This is a genomic window from Sporichthyaceae bacterium (assembly GCA_036269075.1).
Lineage (GTDB): Bacteria > Actinomycetota > Actinomycetes > Sporichthyales > Sporichthyaceae > DASQPJ01.
The window spans coordinates 95723-113015 of sequence record DATASX010000084.1; the positions used below are offsets into that span (position 1 = coordinate 95723).

At 68.9% G+C, this 17293-nt stretch carries 18 protein-coding genes; 7 read left to right on the forward strand and 11 right to left on the reverse strand.

The window, feature by feature from the left end; genetic code table 11:
* Positions 1-151: 151 nt before the first annotated feature.
* On the reverse strand, positions 152-364 hold the full coding sequence (locus VHU88_15265; protein HEX3613045.1) for a helix-turn-helix domain-containing protein: 213 nt from the start codon (positions 362-364) through the stop codon (positions 152-154).
* Positions 365-557: 193 nt separating this feature from the next.
* A complete protein-coding gene (locus tag VHU88_15270) occupies positions 558-2156 on the reverse strand; it encodes an ABC-F family ATP-binding cassette domain-containing protein (GenBank protein ID HEX3613046.1) in 1599 nt (532 codons plus the stop codon).
* A gap of 344 nt (positions 2157-2500) precedes the next feature.
* Here VHU88_15270 and VHU88_15275 point away from each other — a divergent pair, with 344 nt between their 5' ends.
* From VHU88_15275 to VHU88_15285, 3 genes are read left to right on the forward strand one after another with little or no spacing between them, the layout of a single operon-like run.
* A complete protein-coding gene (locus VHU88_15275) occupies positions 2501-3427 on the forward strand; it encodes a branched-chain amino acid ABC transporter permease (GenBank protein ID HEX3613047.1) in 927 nt (308 codons plus the stop codon).
* A 28-nt stretch (positions 3428-3455) separates the two neighbouring features.
* A complete protein-coding gene (locus tag VHU88_15280; GenBank protein HEX3613048.1) occupies positions 3456-5567 on the forward strand; it encodes a branched-chain amino acid ABC transporter ATP-binding protein/permease in 2112 nt (703 codons plus the stop codon).
* Complete coding sequence (locus VHU88_15285; protein HEX3613049.1) at positions 5560-6258, forward strand: ABC transporter ATP-binding protein; 699 nt, start codon at positions 5560-5562, stop codon at positions 6256-6258. The genes VHU88_15280 and VHU88_15285 overlap by 8 nt, the downstream gene beginning before the upstream one ends.
* On the opposite strand, the gene VHU88_15290 is transcribed toward VHU88_15285, so the two are convergent.
* The 9 genes from VHU88_15290 to VHU88_15330 all read right to left on the reverse strand — a co-directional run bounded on the left by VHU88_15290 (position 6234) and on the right by VHU88_15330 (position 13391).
* Positions 6234-6956, reverse strand: a complete 723-nt coding sequence (locus tag VHU88_15290) for an acVLRF1 family peptidyl-tRNA hydrolase (GenBank protein HEX3613050.1) — start codon at positions 6954-6956, stop codon at positions 6234-6236. The two genes, VHU88_15285 and VHU88_15290, sit on opposite strands and share 25 nt — an antisense overlap.
* Positions 6946-7344: a hypothetical protein gene (locus VHU88_15295; protein ID HEX3613051.1), complete on the reverse strand. Its 399-nt coding sequence runs from the start codon at positions 7342-7344 to the stop codon at positions 6946-6948. Before VHU88_15295 ends, VHU88_15290 begins: the two co-directional genes overlap by 11 nt.
* A 110-nt stretch (positions 7345-7454) precedes the next feature.
* The gene (locus VHU88_15300) at positions 7455-7778 is read right to left on the reverse strand and encodes a metal-sulfur cluster assembly factor (GenBank protein HEX3613052.1); all 324 of its coding nucleotides are present in this window, start codon (positions 7776-7778) and stop codon (positions 7455-7457) included.
* The gene (locus tag VHU88_15305) at positions 7775-8218 is read right to left on the reverse strand and encodes an SUF system NifU family Fe-S cluster assembly protein (GenBank protein ID HEX3613053.1); all 444 of its coding nucleotides are present in this window, start codon (positions 8216-8218) and stop codon (positions 7775-7777) included. Before VHU88_15305 ends, VHU88_15300 begins: the two co-directional genes overlap by 4 nt.
* Positions 8218-9456, reverse strand: coding sequence for a cysteine desulfurase (locus tag VHU88_15310; protein HEX3613054.1), 1239 nt, complete (start codon positions 9454-9456; stop codon positions 8218-8220). Before VHU88_15310 ends, VHU88_15305 begins: the two co-directional genes overlap by 1 nt.
* Positions 9453-10214 carry a Fe-S cluster assembly ATPase SufC gene (sufC, locus tag VHU88_15315; protein HEX3613055.1) on the reverse strand — a complete coding sequence of 254 codons (762 nt, stop codon included), beginning with the start codon at positions 10212-10214 and terminating at the stop codon, positions 9453-9455. Before sufC ends, VHU88_15310 begins: the two co-directional genes overlap by 4 nt.
* Complete coding sequence (sufD, locus tag VHU88_15320; protein ID HEX3613056.1) at positions 10214-11299, reverse strand: Fe-S cluster assembly protein SufD; 1086 nt, start codon at positions 11297-11299, stop codon at positions 10214-10216. The genes sufC and sufD overlap by 1 nt, the downstream gene beginning before the upstream one ends.
* Positions 11299-12711, reverse strand: coding sequence for a Fe-S cluster assembly protein SufB (sufB, locus tag VHU88_15325; GenBank protein ID HEX3613057.1), 1413 nt, complete (start codon positions 12709-12711; stop codon positions 11299-11301). The genes sufD and sufB overlap by 1 nt, the downstream gene beginning before the upstream one ends.
* Positions 12708-13391 carry an HTH domain-containing protein gene (locus tag VHU88_15330; protein ID HEX3613058.1) on the reverse strand — a complete coding sequence of 228 codons (684 nt, stop codon included), beginning with the start codon at positions 13389-13391 and terminating at the stop codon, positions 12708-12710. Before VHU88_15330 ends, sufB begins: the two co-directional genes overlap by 4 nt.
* Positions 13392-13528: 137 nt before the next feature.
* On the opposite strand from VHU88_15330, the gene VHU88_15335 reads away from it, so the two are divergent.
* From VHU88_15335 to VHU88_15350, 4 genes are read left to right on the forward strand one after another with little or no spacing between them, the layout of a single operon-like run.
* The gene (locus VHU88_15335; protein HEX3613059.1) at positions 13529-14458 is read left to right on the forward strand and encodes an ABC transporter ATP-binding protein; all 930 of its coding nucleotides are present in this window, start codon (positions 13529-13531) and stop codon (positions 14456-14458) included.
* Positions 14459-14511: 53 nt separating this feature from the next.
* Positions 14512-15288, forward strand: a complete 777-nt coding sequence (locus VHU88_15340) for an ABC transporter permease (protein ID HEX3613060.1) — start codon at positions 14512-14514, stop codon at positions 15286-15288.
* Between the two features lie 29 nt (positions 15289-15317).
* On the forward strand, positions 15318-16289 hold the full coding sequence (locus VHU88_15345; GenBank protein ID HEX3613061.1) for a COX15/CtaA family protein: 972 nt from the start codon (positions 15318-15320) through the stop codon (positions 16287-16289).
* Positions 16290-16316: 27 nt separating this feature from the next.
* Positions 16317-17249, forward strand: a complete 933-nt coding sequence (locus VHU88_15350) for a hypothetical protein (protein ID HEX3613062.1) — start codon at positions 16317-16319, stop codon at positions 17247-17249.
* The last annotated feature ends 44 nt before the right edge of the window (positions 17250-17293 follow it).

A 17293-nucleotide genomic window follows, 5' to 3' on the forward strand; every position in this document is an offset into this window, starting at 1 on the left:
GATCGGAACGTTGTTCTCTCATACGCGAAGCGTCGGACGTGAGAAAGGTTCACCCGAGTGTCGAGTTCGGCTGGTGCCCCCCGAGGCACCAGCCGCTCGTCTCCAATCGCAGCTGACCGCGGCCCGAAAGCCTGTCAGCGTCAGCCTGGAATCAGGCCTTGACCTTGCCGCGGGTAGCACCGCCACGACCCCGGAGCGTGACCCCGGACTCGGACAGCATGCGGTGGACGAACCCGTAAGAACGTCCGGTCTCCTCAGCCAGTGCGCGGATGCTCCGGCCCTGGCTGTACTTCTTCTTCAGGTCGGCCGCGAGGCGCTCGCGCGCGGTACCGGTGACCCGGCTGCCTTTCCTGAGTTCGGCCACGTACTTCCTCCGATCGGGAATCCACCGTCATGCAGTGCTGTTTCGTTCCCCGAGACGTCCTCATGATCAGCCGAGAAAGATTCGTTCTGCAGGCTGATCGAGAAACTCGTGACTCCCGCAACGGCGGATGATCGCTTTTGTCATGCAACGTCTTGCGCAGACGCCGCCTCGCACGGCCGAGCGACCGGTTCGATCAGGCGAGAGCGACCAGATCCAGGTAGTCGGCACCCCATAGATCCTCCACCCCATCGGGCAACAGAATCAGGCGTTCCGGAGAAAGGGCGTCGACGGCTCCCTCGTCGTGGGTAACCAGGACGACCGCACCGGCATAGCGCCGCAGGGCGTCGAGGATCTCCGCCCGGCTGGCCGGGTCGAGGTTGTTGGTGGGCTCGTCGAGCAGCAGGACGTTGGCGCTGGAGACGACCAGAGCAGCCAGCGCCAGCCGGGTCTTCTCGCCGCCGGAGAGCACGGCGACCGGCTTGTCGACATCGTCGCCGCTGAACAGGAACGAGCCGAGAATCTTGCGCACCTCGGTGTCGGCCATGGTCTCGGCGGCCGTCTGCATGTTCTCCAGCACGGTGCGTGTAGGGTCCAGGGTCTCGTGCTCCTGTGCGTAGTAGCCGAGCCGCAGGCCATGGCCGGCGACGACCTCGCCGGTGTCGGGTTGCTCGACCCCGGCCAGGATCCGCAGCAACGTGGTCTTGCCCGCCCCGTTGAGCCCGAGGATGACCACTCGGGAACCACGGTCGATCGCGAGGTCGACGTCGGTGAATATCTCCAGGCTGCCGTAGGACTTGCTCAGCTCGCTCGCGGTCAGCGGGGTCTTGCCGCAGGGGGCCGGGTCCGGGAAACGCAGCTTGGCGACCTTGTCGGCCTGCCGAGTCCCCTCCAGCCCGGACACCAGGTTCTCCGCCCGGCGCAGCATGTTCTGCGCGGCAGTCGCCTTCGTGGCCTTGGCCCGCATCGAGTTGGCCTGGGCGGTAAGCGCCGCGGCCTTCTTCTCCGCGTTGGCGCGTTCCCGCTTGCGGCGTCGCTCGTCGGTCTCGCGCTGGGTCAGGTAGGCCTTCCAGCCGACGTTGTAGACGTCGAGCTCGGAGCGGTTGGCGTCGAGGTGGAAGACCTTGTTCACGCAGTGCTCGACGAGGTGCACGTCGTGGCTGATCACGACGAAACCACCGGCGAACGAGCGCAGGTACTCCCGCAGCCAGACGACCGAGTCCGCGTCGAGGTGGTTGGTCGGCTCGTCGAGCAGCAGCGTCTGAGCGCCGCTGAACAGGATCCGGGCCAGCTCCACCCGCCGGCGCTGGCCGCCGGACAGCGTGCCCAACGGCTGGGCCAGCACCCGGTCGGGCAGGCCCAGACTGGCCGCGAACGAGGCCGCCTCGGACTCCGCCGCATAGCCGCCGGCGGCGAGGAACTCGGCCTCCAGGCGGGCGTAGCGGCGCATCGCGGCCTCGTGGGTCGCCGGGTCGACGCTGGCCATCTGGCCCTCGGTCGTCCGCATCTTGCGCAAGGTCTCGTCGAGCCCGCGCACCGACAGGATGCGGTCGAGGGCCAGGGTGTCGAGGTCCCCCGTCCGGGGGTCCTGGGGCAGGTACCCGACGTCGCCGCTGCGGACGACCTTCCCGGACGCGGGCAGGCCCTCACCGGCCAGTACTCGGGTCAGCGTGGTCTTGCCCGCACCGTTGCGGCCCACCAGGCCGATCCGGTCGCCCTTGCCCACCCGGAAACTGCAGGGACCGAGCAGCAGGCGGGGGCCCACCCGGAGTTCGAGATCCGACGCCGTGATCATGTGCGGCAAATTCTACCGATCGGTTCAGACCGTTCCGAACCGCCGGCACCCCGGACCGGAACCTGCGCTTCGGGCGGCCCTCGAACTCGATCAATGCCGTAGCTGAGGCCCCTCCGGATGGGTCCCGAATCGGGGCAAATTGCCGCGACCTGGGGTAGTGCGGGCAGGGATGGCCGCGCTTACGCTGGGCAGGTAAGTCCCTTACGCCGCGTTCGCGAACTGCCGCGCGCGGCCCCGGCGTCGGCGGACAGGTTGGACCTTTGTCCAGTCCTGGCTGCCGTACGACAGGGTTCGCCGGACGTCCCGCAAGCAAGTGCCCGTCCCGGGGCACGGTAAGGGTTGCAGTGCCGCACTTTCACCCCGACTGGTCGATCTGGGGAGCGAGTTTCGTTCTCGGAATCGCCAACGCCGGCATCTACAGCGTGCTCGCGGTCGCCCTGGTACTGACGTTCAAGATCAGCCGGACCATCGGGTTCATGCACTACGGCATCGCGGTCATCGGCGCCTACGGCTACTACCACTTCATTGCCGAGTACAACATGAACGGCTTAGAGGCGCTCGTGATCCTGACCGCCGTAGGCGGCGTGGTCGGCGGCGCGTACGGCTTACTCGTGATGAACCGCGCCATAGCGTTCTTACCGCGCATCACGCTGTCGATGATCTCGCTGGCGGTGATGCTGCTGCTCACCTCGGGGTCGACGCTGATCTTCCCGGTCCGCCCGGACGTCGTGATCCCGCGCAGCCCGTTCGGCACCGGACACGTCCGGCTCCTCGGCTACAACGTGACCACCCACCGGATCGTCAGCCTGGCGGTGACCGTGGCGCTGGTCGCGCTGCTGGCCGCGTGGCTCAACGGCACCCGCGCCGGGGTCAACGTCCGCGCGATCTCCGACGACGTCGAGGCGGCCCGCTGGGCCGGCATCCGGATGTTCCGGATCGGGGTCGGGGCGTACGCGGCCTCCGGGGCGATGTCCGGCCTGGCAGGTGCGCTGCTCGCCCCGGTCTCCGGCACGGACATCTCGGACATCCTGCTGGTGTTCTTCCGGGCGTTGACCGTCGCGGTGGTCGGCGGCTTCCGCTCGCCGGCGCTGGCCCTGCTGGGCGCCGCCGTGCTGGGGGTGACCGAGAGCTTCTGCACCACGACCGCCCTCGGCGACCTGGGCCCCGGAACTCGCGAGACGTCGATCTTCCTGATCATGGTGCTCACCGCCGTCGTGGTGGCCAAGCTGCGCAAGCAGGCCGGCCACCGCCTGGAGGTGGAGGTCCTGTGACGACCGCCGGACGCGACGAGGCGGTCGCATGAGTATCGAGCTCGATCGGAAGCTCACCTTCGGCCGGCACCGCGGCGCGTCGGACTCCGAACCGGAGAGCAGCGACTTCCGGCAGGCCCTGGCGACCGCCGACGAGTCGACCGAGACGGAACTCGACACCTCGCACAACCCGCACACCCGCTCGCGGCCGTTGCTGTCGCTGCTGCGTCAGCCGTTGAACGTCGTCGGCGCCCTGATCGCCATTTTTTGGATCTTTGCCGCCAAGGACTACTGGGTCTTCACGATCTCCTCCGGTCTGATCATCGGCATCGTCGTTCTGGGCGTGATGGTGATGACCGGTTGGTGCCGCGAGGTGAACCTGGCCTCGGCCGGTGTGTACGCGACGACGCTCTATCTCGCCTCCTACGTCTACCGGACCCAGCCCAACGGGTGGGGTCTGCCGATGGTCGTGGCAGTGGCGGTCGCGATCGCGGTGGGCGCGCTGATCATGCTCTGCGTCTCGGTGCTGGCGGTCCGTTTCTCCGGCGTCTACGTCATGGTCTTCACGCTCGGTCTGCAGGAGATGATCGAGAAGGTCATGTTCACCCGGTACAAGCTGACCGGTGGCGACACGGCGCTGGACAACCCGCGGCCGGTCTTCTTCGGGTACGACATGGAAGGTCACGACCGCCCCTTCTACCTGTTCCTGCTCGGGGTTGTCGCGCTGGTGCTGGCGTTCCTGTGCCGGCTGCGGTTCTCCCCACAGGGCCGGGCGATGATGCTCACCGGGGCAGACCAGCAGGCCGCCGCCGCGGTCGGGATCAACCCGTGGAAGGCCAAGGCGTTGGGCTTCGCGATTTCCGGCGGCCTCGGCGGGCTCGGCGGCATCCTCGCCGCGATGTTGTACGTCAGTGCCCCGACAACGGTGAATTACCAGGCGGTCACCTCGCTGCTGTGGCTGTCGATCGCGATCCTCGGCGGGTTCGACTCGATGACCGCGGTACTGGGCGTCGCAGTGCTGTTCCAGGCGATCCCGTTCTGGCTGGAGCACTACCACGTCGACTACTACTTGCTGTCAGGCCTCTCGCTGCTCGTCGGTGTCCTTCTCGGCAACCGTGGCCTGGGCGGCCGCCTCCAGGACCTCTATCGACGAGCGCGGTTCGGACCGGCCGCCAAGCGCCGCGCCTCACGCGCCGCGACCTTGACCACCTCCGCCTCCGTGCTCAGCCGCAGCGACGGCACGATCGCGGTGGCCGAGTACGGCGCGAACGCCGCAGTGCGGCAACGGGCCTTGGGCGTTCTCGAGGAGTGGTTCCCGAAGCGCCGCACCGCGGAGTTCGCCCTGACCGCCGAGAACATCCACATATCCTTCGGCGGCGTCCACGCGCTTCGCGGCGCGACCATCCGAGTCCCCACCGGGTCGTTCACCGGACTGATCGGCCCGAACGGGGCCGGCAAGACGACGCTGTTCGACGTCGTCTCCGGGCTGCAGCGGCCGGACCGCGGCACCGTCCGGATCTTCGGCGAGAACGTGACCGGCCGGCGGCCCTGGGACCGCGCGGCGATGGGCATGACCCGGACCTTCCAGACCACGCGGGTCCACAAGGATCTGGGGGTCGCCGACAACCTGATGGCCGGCGCCGGGCTGCGCGTCAAGGGCAACCTCGCGCAGTTCGTCATCGGCGATCCCCGCTCCTGGCGGCAGGTGCGCCAGGCGGAGGAGGCAGCATTCGCGATCGCGCAGCTGCTGAACATCGACCGGTACTGGGACGAGCGGGTCGGCGAGCTGGAATTCTCGGCGCGACGCCGCACCGAGCTGGGCCGGGCGCTGTTGTCCGGGCCACAGATCCTGCTGCTGGACGAGCCGACCTCGGGGCTCGACCCGGCCTCGTCCGGCTCGCTGATCAGCCTGGTGCGGCAGCTGCAGGTCGACCTCGGTCTGACGGTGCTGCTGGTCGAGCACTACGTCAAGGCCGTGCTCGAGGGCTGCGACTTGGTCTACGTGCTTGCCGAGGGCCGGATCCTCGCCGAGGGCGCGCCGAGCCTCGTCGCCGCGGACGCCGACGTACAGGAGCAGTACCTCGGCGCCGGTTCGGAGCACTCGAAGGTGCCGTGGCGGGAGCGGATGCGCGCCGAGGGACGGATCCCGACCGGTGTCTGAGTCCTCGAACGGGTCGGGATACCCCAAGCTCATCCTGGAGAACGTCCGCGCCGGATACGACGGCGTCGCCGTCCTGTTCGACGTCAACATGGAGGTCTGGCCCGGCGAGATCGTGGTCCTCTGCGGCGGGAACGGGGCCGGTAAGTCCACGTTGCTCAAGGCGATCATGGGCACGGTCTCGGTGTTCGGCGGCGAGATCCGTTACGACGACCAGCGCATCAACCGGTGGGCCTCGCACCGGCGCACCAAGGCCGGGATCAGCTTCTCCCCCGAGGGTCGACGGGTGTTCGCGTCCCTGACAGTCAAGGAGAACCTGCACGCCGGGGCGTCGCACGTGCCGACCTCCCAGCTGTCCGAACGGCGCCAGGACGTCTACGAGTACTTCCCGATCCTGGGCCGACGCGAGGAACAACTGGCCGGCACGTTGTCCGGCGGTGAGCAGCAGATGGTCGCGATCGGCCGGGCGTTGATGAGTCGCCCGGACCTGATCCTGGTCGAGGAGCCCTCGCAGGGTCTCGCGCCGGTGGTCGTGGACCGCGTTTATCAGGCGCTGCAGCGGATCTGCGTGGACCGCAACGTCTCCGTGGTGATCGCCGAGCAGTTCCAGCAGTTACGGGTGAACGACTGCGACCGGGTGCTGGTGATCGACAAGGGCACAGTCGTGCCCTACGAGTCGCTCGCCAAGACCTGATCCGGGCCCGGGTCCACGACCCGGACGCGCACCGCCCGGAACATCGCCGGGGTGGACAGCAGCACCGCTTGGCGTGGGTCCGCGACGGTCAGGAATCGCGGCTCTGTCGGCACCTCACGCAGCGCGGCCAATCGGTCGTCGGCCAGCACCTTCTCCACCCCGGTGCGTTCGCCGCCGAGCACCAACGCGTCCAACGTGGCGGCAGCGGGCAGCAGGATGCGGACTGCGACCTCGGCGGCGGCGTCGCGAGCGGCGTCGGCCTGGTTCGCGCGACGGCGCGCGAACCGCTGCTGCGATCGGCCCCCGGCGGCGGTGCGGCCCTGGACGTAGGTCGAACCCACCTTCGAGGTCACCAACCCCGGTCCGTCGAACACCCCGGCGGCGTGGCCGCCGAGCCGCATCAGCAGCACGCCGACCCGGCGGTCCCGCAGTGCGTGGTTGCGCACGGCCAGCACCAACGCGATCCCCGCCGGGCCGCGACGTGGACCCTCCGGACCCTCGGGCACGACCCAGTCCAACGCGAACGGCACGAACACGTCGGCCACCGTGCCGTTCGCGGCGATCGCCCGCAGCCCGTCCGCGCTCGGGGTCAGCGGGACCGGGCGGCCGTTGCGTTCACCGAAGTTGTCCAACCACTTCGGCACCCGCTCCGGGGCGACATCGACCCACCGCGGGCCGCACGGTGCGTCAGCCTTCACCCTGCATCCGGTCCAACCGTTGGGCTATCGCCTGAAAGCCGGCGGCCATCTCGGAACGAGCTTCTGCGAAGCCTGCCGTCATCTCGGAGCGAACTTCTGCGAAGCCTGCCGTCATCTCGGAGCGAACGTCGACGAACTCGGTCCGTACCGCGGCGAAGCCCGCCGTCATCTCGGAGCGAACTTCTCCGAAGCCGCGGCGCATCTCGTCGAATCCCGCGTGCAGCTCCTGGCGGGTCTCGGTGAGCGTGTCGTGAAGGGCCTGGATCGAACGTTGATGCGCCCGGGCCTTGGCCCGCAGGTCCGTCGCGTCGCTGGCTGTCCTGGAAGCGAGCTGGTGGATGTCGCCCAACTCCTCGAGCCTGGACATGCGGCGTTCCAGCTCCGCCACTCGCGGGGGCAGGTCACTCGATGCGGTCATGTGGCGATGCTAGGTGTGCGCCGATCACGCGGCCATGCGCTTCGGCGCGCCTGTGGAGAACCAGCCGGTTGTGGACAACCTCAGACGTTGAAGCCCAATGCCCGAAGCATTTCCCGGCCATCATCGGTGATCTTGTCCGGGCCCCACGGCGGCATCCAAACCCAGTTGATGCGGAAGTCGGCGACGATGTTCTCCAACGCCGAACGGGTCTGGTCCTCGATCACGTCGGTCAGCGGGCAGGCCGCAGAGGTCAGCGTCATGTCGATCGTGGCGATGTTCGCCTCGTCGACGCTGACCCCGTAGACCAGGCCGAGGTCGACCACGTTGATGCCGAGCTCGGGGTCGACCACATCGCGCATGGCCTCGTAGAGGTCGTCCTCGGAAACGGTTGCGGTGTCAGTCATGCGATCGCTCCTCCAGCTTGCGCGACGGCGTCCTTCCAAGCCATCCACCCCAGCAGCGCACACTTGATCCGCGCCGGGTAACGGCTCACACCAGCGAACGCGACCGCGTCCTCCAGTACGTCCTCATTCGGTTGCGCCTGGCCCTTCGACTGCATCAGCGCGAGAAACTCGCCGTGCACGGCCATCGCCTCCTCGAGCTTCTTGCCGATCAGCAGGTCGGTCAGCACCGAGGTGGACGCCTGGCTGATCGAGCAACCGAGGCTGTCGTAGGAGACGTCGGCGATCGTGCCGTCGACCAGGTGAACCCGCAGGGTCACCTCGTCGCCGCAGGTCGGGTTGACGTGGTGCACCTCGGCCTCGAACGGCTCCCGCAAACCCTTGTGATGCGGGTTCCGGTAATGGTCCAGGATGATCTCCTGGTACAGCGCGTCGACTTCCATCAGGCCACCTTGAAGTAGCGCTTGACGGCGTCAAGCCCTTCGACGAGGGCGTCGATCTCAGCCGTGGTCGTGTACAGGTAGAACGACGCCCGGGTCGAGGCGGTGACCCCGAAGCGGGCGTGCACCGGGCGGGCACAGTGGTGGCCGCCGCGGACCGCGATGCCGAGCGAGTCGAGGACCTGGCCGACGTCGTGCGGGTGCAGGTCGCCCAGCTCGAAGCTGATCGCTCCCCCACGGTCGACCGGCTCGGTCGGACCGAGAATTCGCATGCCCGCAACGGATCTCAGCGCATCCAACGCATAGGCGGTGATCGCGTGCTCGTGCGCGGCAATCGCGTCCATGCCGATGCCGGACAGGTAGTCGATGGCCGCACCGAGGCCGACGGCCTGGGCGATCGGTGGAGTGCCGGCCTCGAAACGGTGCGGCGGCGGCGCGTACGTCGAGCCCTCCATCCGCACGATCTCGATCATCTCCCCGCCGCCCAGGAACGGGGGCAGGCCGGCGAGCAGATCGCTGCGCCCGTACAGCACGCCGATGCCGGTCGGTCCGCAAAGCTTGTGCCCGGTGAACGCGACGAAGTCGGCGCCCAGGGCGGTTACATCGACCGGCATCTGCGGCACCGCCTGTGAGGCGTCGACGCAGACCAGCGCACCGACCTCGTGCGCGCGGCGGGTGATCTCGTGGACCGGGTTCACCGTGCCCAGAGCGTTGGAGACCCAGACCAGGGAGACGATTCGAGTTCGCTCGGTGATGAGTTCGTCGATGTTGCTCAGGTCGAGGCGACCGGAGTCGGTGATCCCGAACCACCGCAGCTTCGCGCCGGACCGTTCGCACGCCTGTTGCCAGGGCACGATGTTGGAGTGGTGCTCCATCTCGGTGATGACAACCTCGTCGCCCGGCGCCAGCGGTATCACCCGGGCCACCAGGTTCAGCGCCTCGGAGGCGTTCTTGGTGAAGATGACGCCGTCGCGGTCGGTGGTGCCGATGAACGCGGCGACCTTGTCGCGCGCGCCCTCGTAGGCCGCGGTGGCCTCCTCACCGAGCTGGTGCGCGGCGCGGGCGACATTCGCGTTGTGCATCGCGTAGTGCTCGGCCAACGCGTCGATGACGACCTGCGGCTTCTGCGAGGTGTTCGCCGAGTCCAGGTACACCAGCGGCCGGTCGCCGGCCAGGCGCCGCTCCAGGATCGGGAAGTCCGCGCGGATCTTCTCCGCGTCCAGAAACTGAGGGTGCGTCACACTGGAGTCCTGTCGAGGAATCGCTCGTAGCCCTCTGCCTCCAGCCGCTCGGCCAGCTCCGGCCCGCCCTCCTCGACGAACCGGCCACCGACGAACACGTGCACGAAGTCCGGAGCGATGTACCGCAGGATCCGGGTGTAGTGGGTGATCAGCAGAACGCCTTTGTCGCCGTCGGCGCGGAAGCGGTTCACGCCGTCGGACACCACCTTCAGCGCGTCGATGTCCAGGCCCGAGTCGGTCTCGTCGAGGATCGCGACCTTGGGGTCGAGCAGTTCCAGCTGCAGGATCTCGTGGCGCTTCTTCTCGCCACCCGAGAACCCCTCGTTGACGTTCCGCTCGGCGAAGGTCGGGTCCATCTGCAGGGTGCTCATCGCGGACTTCATGTCCTTGACCCAGGTTCGCAACTTCGGGGCCTCGCCGGCGATGGCGGTCTTCGCGGTGCGCAGGAAGTTCGAGACGCTGACGCCGGGGACCTCGACCGGGTACTGCATCGCCAGGAACAGCCCGGCGCGCGCCCGCTCGTCGACGGACATGGCGAGCACGTCGGCGCCGTCGAGGGTGATGCTTCCGGAGGTCACCGTGTACTTCGGATGCCCGGCGATGCTGTAGGCCAGCGTGGACTTGCCCGAACCGTTGGGCCCCATGACCGCATGGGTCTGCCCCGGCGCGATGGTCAGGTCGACCCCGCGCAGGATCTCCTTGACGCCATCGGGAGTGTCCACCGTGACGTGCAGGTCCTTGATCTCGAGCGTGCTCATCAGGCCAAGCTCTCCAGTTCGTGCTCGATGGTCGACAGCAGGCGCGCCTCGACGTCGGGAACGCCGATGCGGGCGATGATCTCGGCGAAGAAGCCGCGCACCACGAGGCGCCGTGCCTCCTCGGCCGGGATACCGCGCGCCTGGAGGTAGAACAACTGCTCGTCGTCGAAACGTCCCGTGGCGCTGGCGTGCCCGGCCCCGGCGATCTCGCCGGTCAGGATCTCCAGGTTCGGCACCGAGTCGGCCCGCGCGCCGTCGGACAGGATCAGGTTGCGGTTCAGCTCGTACGTGTCGGTGCCGACAGCGTTGGCCCGGATCATCACGTCCCCGACCCAGACGGTGTGCGCGCTCCTACCCTGCAGCGCGCCCTTGTACGCAACATTGCTACGGCAGTGCGGCACCGAGTGATCGACGTAGGAGCGATGTTCCAGGTGCTGGCCGTCGTCGGCGAAGTACAGCCCGAGCAGCTCCGCGTCGCCGCCGGGGGCGGTGTAGCTGACCTGCGGCACGAGCCGGACCAAGTCCCCGCCGAAGGTGACCGTCACCGCGCGGATGCGGGCGTCCCGACCGAGCACGATGCGCTGGTGGCCCAGATGGACGCTGTCGTCGGCCCAGTCCTGGATGCTGATCAGATTCAGTGACGCACTGTCAGAAACGTGCACCTCCACGTTTCCCGCGTACGTGGCCGAGCCCTGGTGATCGAGCACCACGGTGGCCGACGCGAACGGGGCGACGTCGATGACGAGGTGGCCGTAGGCCGCGCCGTCGGCACCCTCGCCGCGCAAGGTGAGCACCGTCGGCTCGGTGGCGACAAGTTCCTTGGGCACGGTCACCACGGTGGCCGTGGTGAACGAGGCGAACGCATGCTGGGCGACACGGTCGGAGTACTCCCCGGACCGCCCGATCCGCTCGTCGTCCCGGCCGACCGTCTCGACGGTCACGCCGGGCGCGGCGACCGCGGATACGAGCACCTTGCCGTCGCCGGCGGCGGTGCCGTCGTGCAGGCCGCGCAATCGGCGCAAGGGCGTGAACCGCCACTCCTCCTCGTGCCCGGTGGGCACGGGAAGCATCTGATGGACCGTCACTAGCCGACAGCCCCTTCCATCTGCAGCTCGATGAGGCGGTTCAGCTCCAACGCGTACTCCATCGGCAGTTCGCGGGCGATCGGCTCGACGAAGCCGCGCACGATCATCGCCATGGCCTCGTCCTCGGACATGCCACGGCTCATCAGGTAGAACAACTGGTCGTCGGACACCTTGGACACCGTGGCCTCGTGACCGAGGGCCACGTCGTCCTCACGGGCATCGACGTAGGGATACGTGTCGGAGCGGCTGATGTCGTCGACCAGCAGGGCGTCGCAGCGAACCGTGGACCGGCTGTGGTGCGCGCCGGGCTGCACCCGGACCAGACCGCGGTAGGAGGTCCGGCCGCCGCCGCGGGCCACCGACTTGGAGACGATCTTCGAGGATGTGTGCGGTGCTGCGTGCACCATCTTGGCCCCCGCGTCCTGGTGCTGACCCTCACCCGCGAAGGCTATGGAGAGCACCTCGCCGTGCGCGTGCTCGCCGGTCATCCACACGGCCGGGTACTTCATGGTGACCTTGGAACCGATGTTGCCGTCGACCCACTCCATGGTCGCCCCGGCCTCGGCGCGAGCCCGCTTGGTGACCAGGTTGTAGACGTTGTTCGACCAGTTCTGAATGGTCGTGTAGCGGCAGCGGGCGCCCTTCTTCACGATGATCTCCACGACCGCGGAGTGCAGCGAGTCCGAGGAGTAAATCGGCGCCGTGCAGCCCTCGACGTAGTGCACGTAGGCGTCCTCGTCGACGATGATCAACGTCCGCTCGAACTGGCCCATGTTCTCGGTGTTGATGCGGAAGTAGGCCTGCAGCGGGATGTCGACCTTCACGCCCTTGGGCACGTAGATGAACGAGCCACCGGACCACACCGCGGTGTTCAGCGCGGAGAACTTGTTGTCGCCGGCCGGGATCACACTGCCGAAGTACTCCTGGAACACCTCGGGGTGCTCCCGCAGACCGGTATCGGTGTCGAGGAACAGCACGCCCTGCTGCTCGAGGTCCTCGCGGATCTGGTGGTAGACGACCTCGGACTCGTACTGGGCCGCGACACCGGCGACCAGGCGCTGCTTCTCCGCCTCGGGGATGCCCAGCCGGTCGTAGGTGTTCTTGATGTCGTCCGGCAGCTCGTCCCAGCTGGTCGCCTGCTTCTCGGTCGAGCGCACGAAGTACTTGATGTTGTCGAAGTCGATGCCCGACAGGTCCGACCCCCAGTTGGGCATGGGCTTCTTGTAGAAGAGCTTGAGGCCCTTCAGCCGCTGTTCGAGCATCCACTCGGGCTCGTTCTTCAGCTTGGAGATGTTCCGGACGACGTCCTCGGACAGACCGCGTTGGGCCGTGGCACCGACGTCGTTGGCGTCGGACCAACCGAAGTCGTACCGACCGATGCCCTCGAGAGCGGTCTCGGTGGTGCTGGTCATGTCGTCCTTCCTGGTACGTACGTGGTGCAGACGCCGTCGCCGTGGGCGATGGTGGCGAGACGTTGGACGTGGGTTCCCAGCAGGCGGGCGAACGCGGCCGTCTCGGCCTCGCACAACTGCGGGAACTGCTCGGCCACGTGGGCGACCGGGCAGTGGTGCTGGCAGACCTGCTCGCCGTGCCCACCGGGCGCCGGACGGGCGCTGGCCGCGTAGCCGTCGGCCGACAGCGCGTCGGCCAGTGCCGCGGGCCGGTCGGCCTCGGGGACCGAACTGACCGCGGCCCGGTAGCGCTCCTCCAGGTCCGCGACCCGGCGGGCCGCGAACTCCGCCACAGCGTCGGCGCCGGCCGTCTCGGCCAGGAATCGCAGGGCGCCGGTAGCCAGGTCGTCGTAGGCCTGGTGGAAGGAGTCGCGACCGGAATCGGTGATCGCGAACGCCTTCGCAGGCCGGCCCCGACCGCGGTGCCCGCGTTGCCGCGGGGTGGTCGGGACGATCGCGCCCTCGGCGATCAAGGCCTCGAGATGGCGGCGCACGGCCGCCGATGTCAACTCGAGGCGTTCGCCGAGCGCCGCGGCCGTCGAGGGGCCGTTCTCGAGGATCGAGCGAGCCACGCGATCGCGCGTCCCCCGTTCGGCGACGTCGATCGGCGCAGCGCCGACGAGCTCGTTGCCGTATTTCACAACGCCAGTGTGACGTAATTCTGGGCCGCTGCCAAATCTGGCGAATCGAGAACTACATCACGGACTGATGAGTAAGGCAAGCCTTACCTAAGGATGCCCACTCCGAGCGTCCCTGCCGCTCTCCTTAGACTGCGTCCGTGCCAGACGGAAGCCACAGCGCGGCACTGGAGATCCAGGGCCTGACCAAGCGCTACGGCCCCCGGACCGCCTTGGACGGCCTGGACCTGACGGTCCCGCGCGGCACCGTCACCGCCCTGCTCGGCCCCAACGGGGCCGGCAAGTCCACGACCGTCGAGATTTGCTGCGGGCTGCGCACGGCCTACTCCGGAACGGTGCGGGTGCTCGCGCGCGACCCCCGCCGGGAAGCTGCTGACCTGCGTCCGCGCATCGGCGTGATGTTGCAGAGCGGCGGGGTCTACCCCGGGGCGAACGCCGCCGAGATGCTTCGGCACATGGCGCGGCTGCACGCCGACCCGCTGGATCCGACGCAACTGCTGCACGAGGTAGGCCTGGCTGACACCGGGCGCACCACCTATCGCCGGCTGTCCGGCGGCCAGCAGCAGGCATTGGCGCTGGCGCTGGCCGTCGTGGGCCGGCCGGAGCTCGTCTTCCTCGACGAGCCGACCGCCGGCCTGGACCCGCATGCCCGCCGCGACACCTGGGCGCTGATCCGCCGGCTGCGGGCCGACGGGGTGACCGTCGTGCTGGCCACGCACCTCATGGACGAGGCCGAGTCCCTGTCCGACCTGGTGCACATCGTCGATCAGGGGAAGCTGGTCGCCTCCGGCACGCCCGCTGAGCTCACCGCGGGCTACACGGGGGTGCTGACCTTCCGCGCGCCGCGCGACCTGCCGTTGGCCGGGTTGCTCGCGGCACTGCCGGACGGCTGTCTGGCCAGTGAGTCGCAGCCCGGGCTGTACCGCGTCGAGGGCGGGGTCGGGCCGGGCGAGTTGGCGACGGTGACCGCCTGGTGCGCGGACCGCAACGTGATGCCGGAGATCCTGGAGACCGGGCGGCGCAGCCTGGAGGACGTCTTCCTGGACCTGACCGCGCGAGGTGAACCGTGAGCGACAGCGACGAGCGAGGGACGAGCGAGGAGCTTGAGCGAACATCCAGCAGGGTGACCGCCATCGAGGCCCCAGGCCGCCACACACCCGCGCCGGGCGGGGCGAGCCCGGGCCGCATGGTGCTGGCGCAGGCGGCGTTGGAGACGCGGATGCTGCTGCGCAACGGCGAGCAACTGCTGCTCACGGTGATCATCCCGACCCTGCTGCTGGTGCTGTTCTCGAAGGTCGACGTCGTGAACACCGGGCCCGGCGAGCGGGTCGACTTCCTCGCGCCGGGGATTCTGGCGCTGGCCGTGATGTCGACGGCGTTCACCGGCCAGGCGATCGCCACCGGGTTCGAGCGCCGCTACGGGGTGCTCAAGCGGCTGGCAGTCTCGCCGCTGCCGCGGTGGGCGCTGCTGCTCGGCAAGACGCTGTGCGTGCTGGCCGTCGAGGCATTGCAGGTCGCGCTCCTGGCCACGGTGGCCTTCGCGCTGGGTTGGTCGCCGCACGGGCGGGGCACTGCCATCGCCGTCCTGTTGCTGCTGGCCGGCACGGTGGCGTTCAGCGGTCTGGGGCTGCTGATGGCCGGGACGCTGCGGGCCGAGGCGACGTTGGCCGCGGCGAACCTGGTTTACCTGCTGCTGCTGGTGTGCGGCGGGATCGTGGTGCCGCTGAGCCGGTTCGGCGGGGCGGCGCACGTGCTGCGGGCGACCCCGACGGCGGCGTTGGCCGATGGGTTGCGGGCCGCGCTGGCTCACGGCGCGACCCCATGGCGCGACGTGCTGGTGCTGGTTGCCTGGGCGGTGGTCGGGACCGGCCTGGCGGCGCGGACGTTCCGCTGGGAATGAGCATTCGGAAGCCCGCCTACCATTTCGTCATGACGCCCGCGCCGAACCCGACCCTGCGTCGGCTCGCGACGGCGTCGATCGTCACCAACATCGCGATCGTGGTGACCGGCGGGGCGGTCCGGTTGACCGACTCGGGCCTCGGCTGCCCGACGTGGCCTCGCTGCACGAGCAACTCACTCGTCCCGACCGCGCGGCTGGGGTATCACTCCGCGATCGAGTTCGGCAATCGGATGCTCACCTACGTGCTGGCCGTGGTCGCGGTGGCGACGATGGTGGCCGCCTACCGCGCCCGGCCGGTGCGGGCCGACGTGCGCCGCCTGGCGCTGCTGCTGTTCGTCGGGATCCCGGCGCAGGCGGTACTCGGTGGGATCACTGTGCTGACCGACCTGAACCCGTGGGTGGTGATGTTCCACCTGCTGATCTCGATGGACCTGGTAGCGCTGGCGACGTTGCTGCGCCGTCGACTCGACGAGGGCGACGGGCCCCCGGTCCATCTGGTCGGCCTGCTCGAACGCCGACTTGGACTGGCGGTGCTCGGCCTGACCGGCGCGGTGATGTACCTGGGCACGATCGTCACCGGCAGCGGCCCGCACGCCGGCGACGCCCAGGCGCGCCGCACCGGGCTGGACCCACGGGTGCTGAGCCTCACGCACGGCTGGTTCGTGACGGTGCTCGTGGCCGCCACGGTGGTGTTGTGGCTCCGGACCTCGGGCGAGATCCGGCGCGCGGTCGCACTGGTACTCGGCGTCCAGTTGGCGCAAGGCCTGATGGGTTGGGCCCAGTACGCGACCGGCCTGCCCCGCCTGGTCGTGGCCCTGCACATGCTCGGCGCCGGACTCCTCGTCGTCGCCACCGTCCGCATGGTCCTGAGCCTCCGCTCCCGCCCGAGCCGCCAAGACGCATCCCCCGTTGCATCTAATGACGTGTCGCGCGCCCTACCCATCGCCGGAAGGGCGCGCGACACGGCAGAGGATGCGGTCCCGGGGGCTGTCCACAGCTAGACGTCATCCACACCTGGCTGCGAGCCGGTGGCGCTGCCCGCGTTTCCGGGCTCGGATCGGCGGATGCCACGCCAACCCGAGGCCCCCTGGCCGCTGCGCACGGGGCCGTTCCATCGTCAGGCCGCTTACGAACTCGGCATGACCCGTCATCATTTGGCCGCGCACTGCTGGGCACGGCTGTTCCGCGACGTGTTCGTCCATCAGGAGGTCGAGCTCACCGCGCAACGCCGTCTGGACGCACTCCGGCTGGCCGCACCGGACGGCGCCGCCCTCGTCGGTCGATCAGCCGCGTGGCTGTTCGGTATCTGGACGCCACCCCCAGGAACGCTTGTCCCGATGGAAATCGCCCTGCCCACCGGCGGAAGGAGATTCGACCAACGCGGCGTGCAGGCCCATCGCCTCGTGTTTGACGAGGGGGACCTCGACGACTGGGACGGCGTCGCGGTCACCACGCCGGAGCGGACCTGCTTCGGCCTGATGACACGGTCCAGCCCGACGGGTGCGGTCGTCTGGGCCGATTGCTTCCTGCACCACGACCTTGTGACCGCCGCCGGACTGCGTCGCTACGCCGACGAGCGCCCCTCCTGGCCACACGTGCGCAAGGTTCGCGACGCCGTCGCGCGGGCCCGAGCAGGGGCCGCGTCACCCATGGAAACCCGTTTGCGACTGATCATCGTCGACGGGGGGCTCCCCGAACCTCCGCTGCTCAATCAGCCGATCTACGACGCGAACGGTCGATTCCTCGGGGTTCCCGATCTGGGTTACGACCCGCCACCCTTCGGGATCGAGTACGACGGTGCTTACCACGAAGATGCCCAACAGCGAGCAGCCGACAACCGGCGCGAGAACGGCCTGCTGATCGCCGATTTCCCGCTGTTGCGGTACGGCCGCTACGACGTCTACAACTCGCCGGGCCGAATAGTCGCCGAGGTGCGGGCGATGCTGAACAAAGCCGGGTGAGCTACCGCGGGCGCCTCATCCATCTTCTGCCGTGTCGCGGGCCC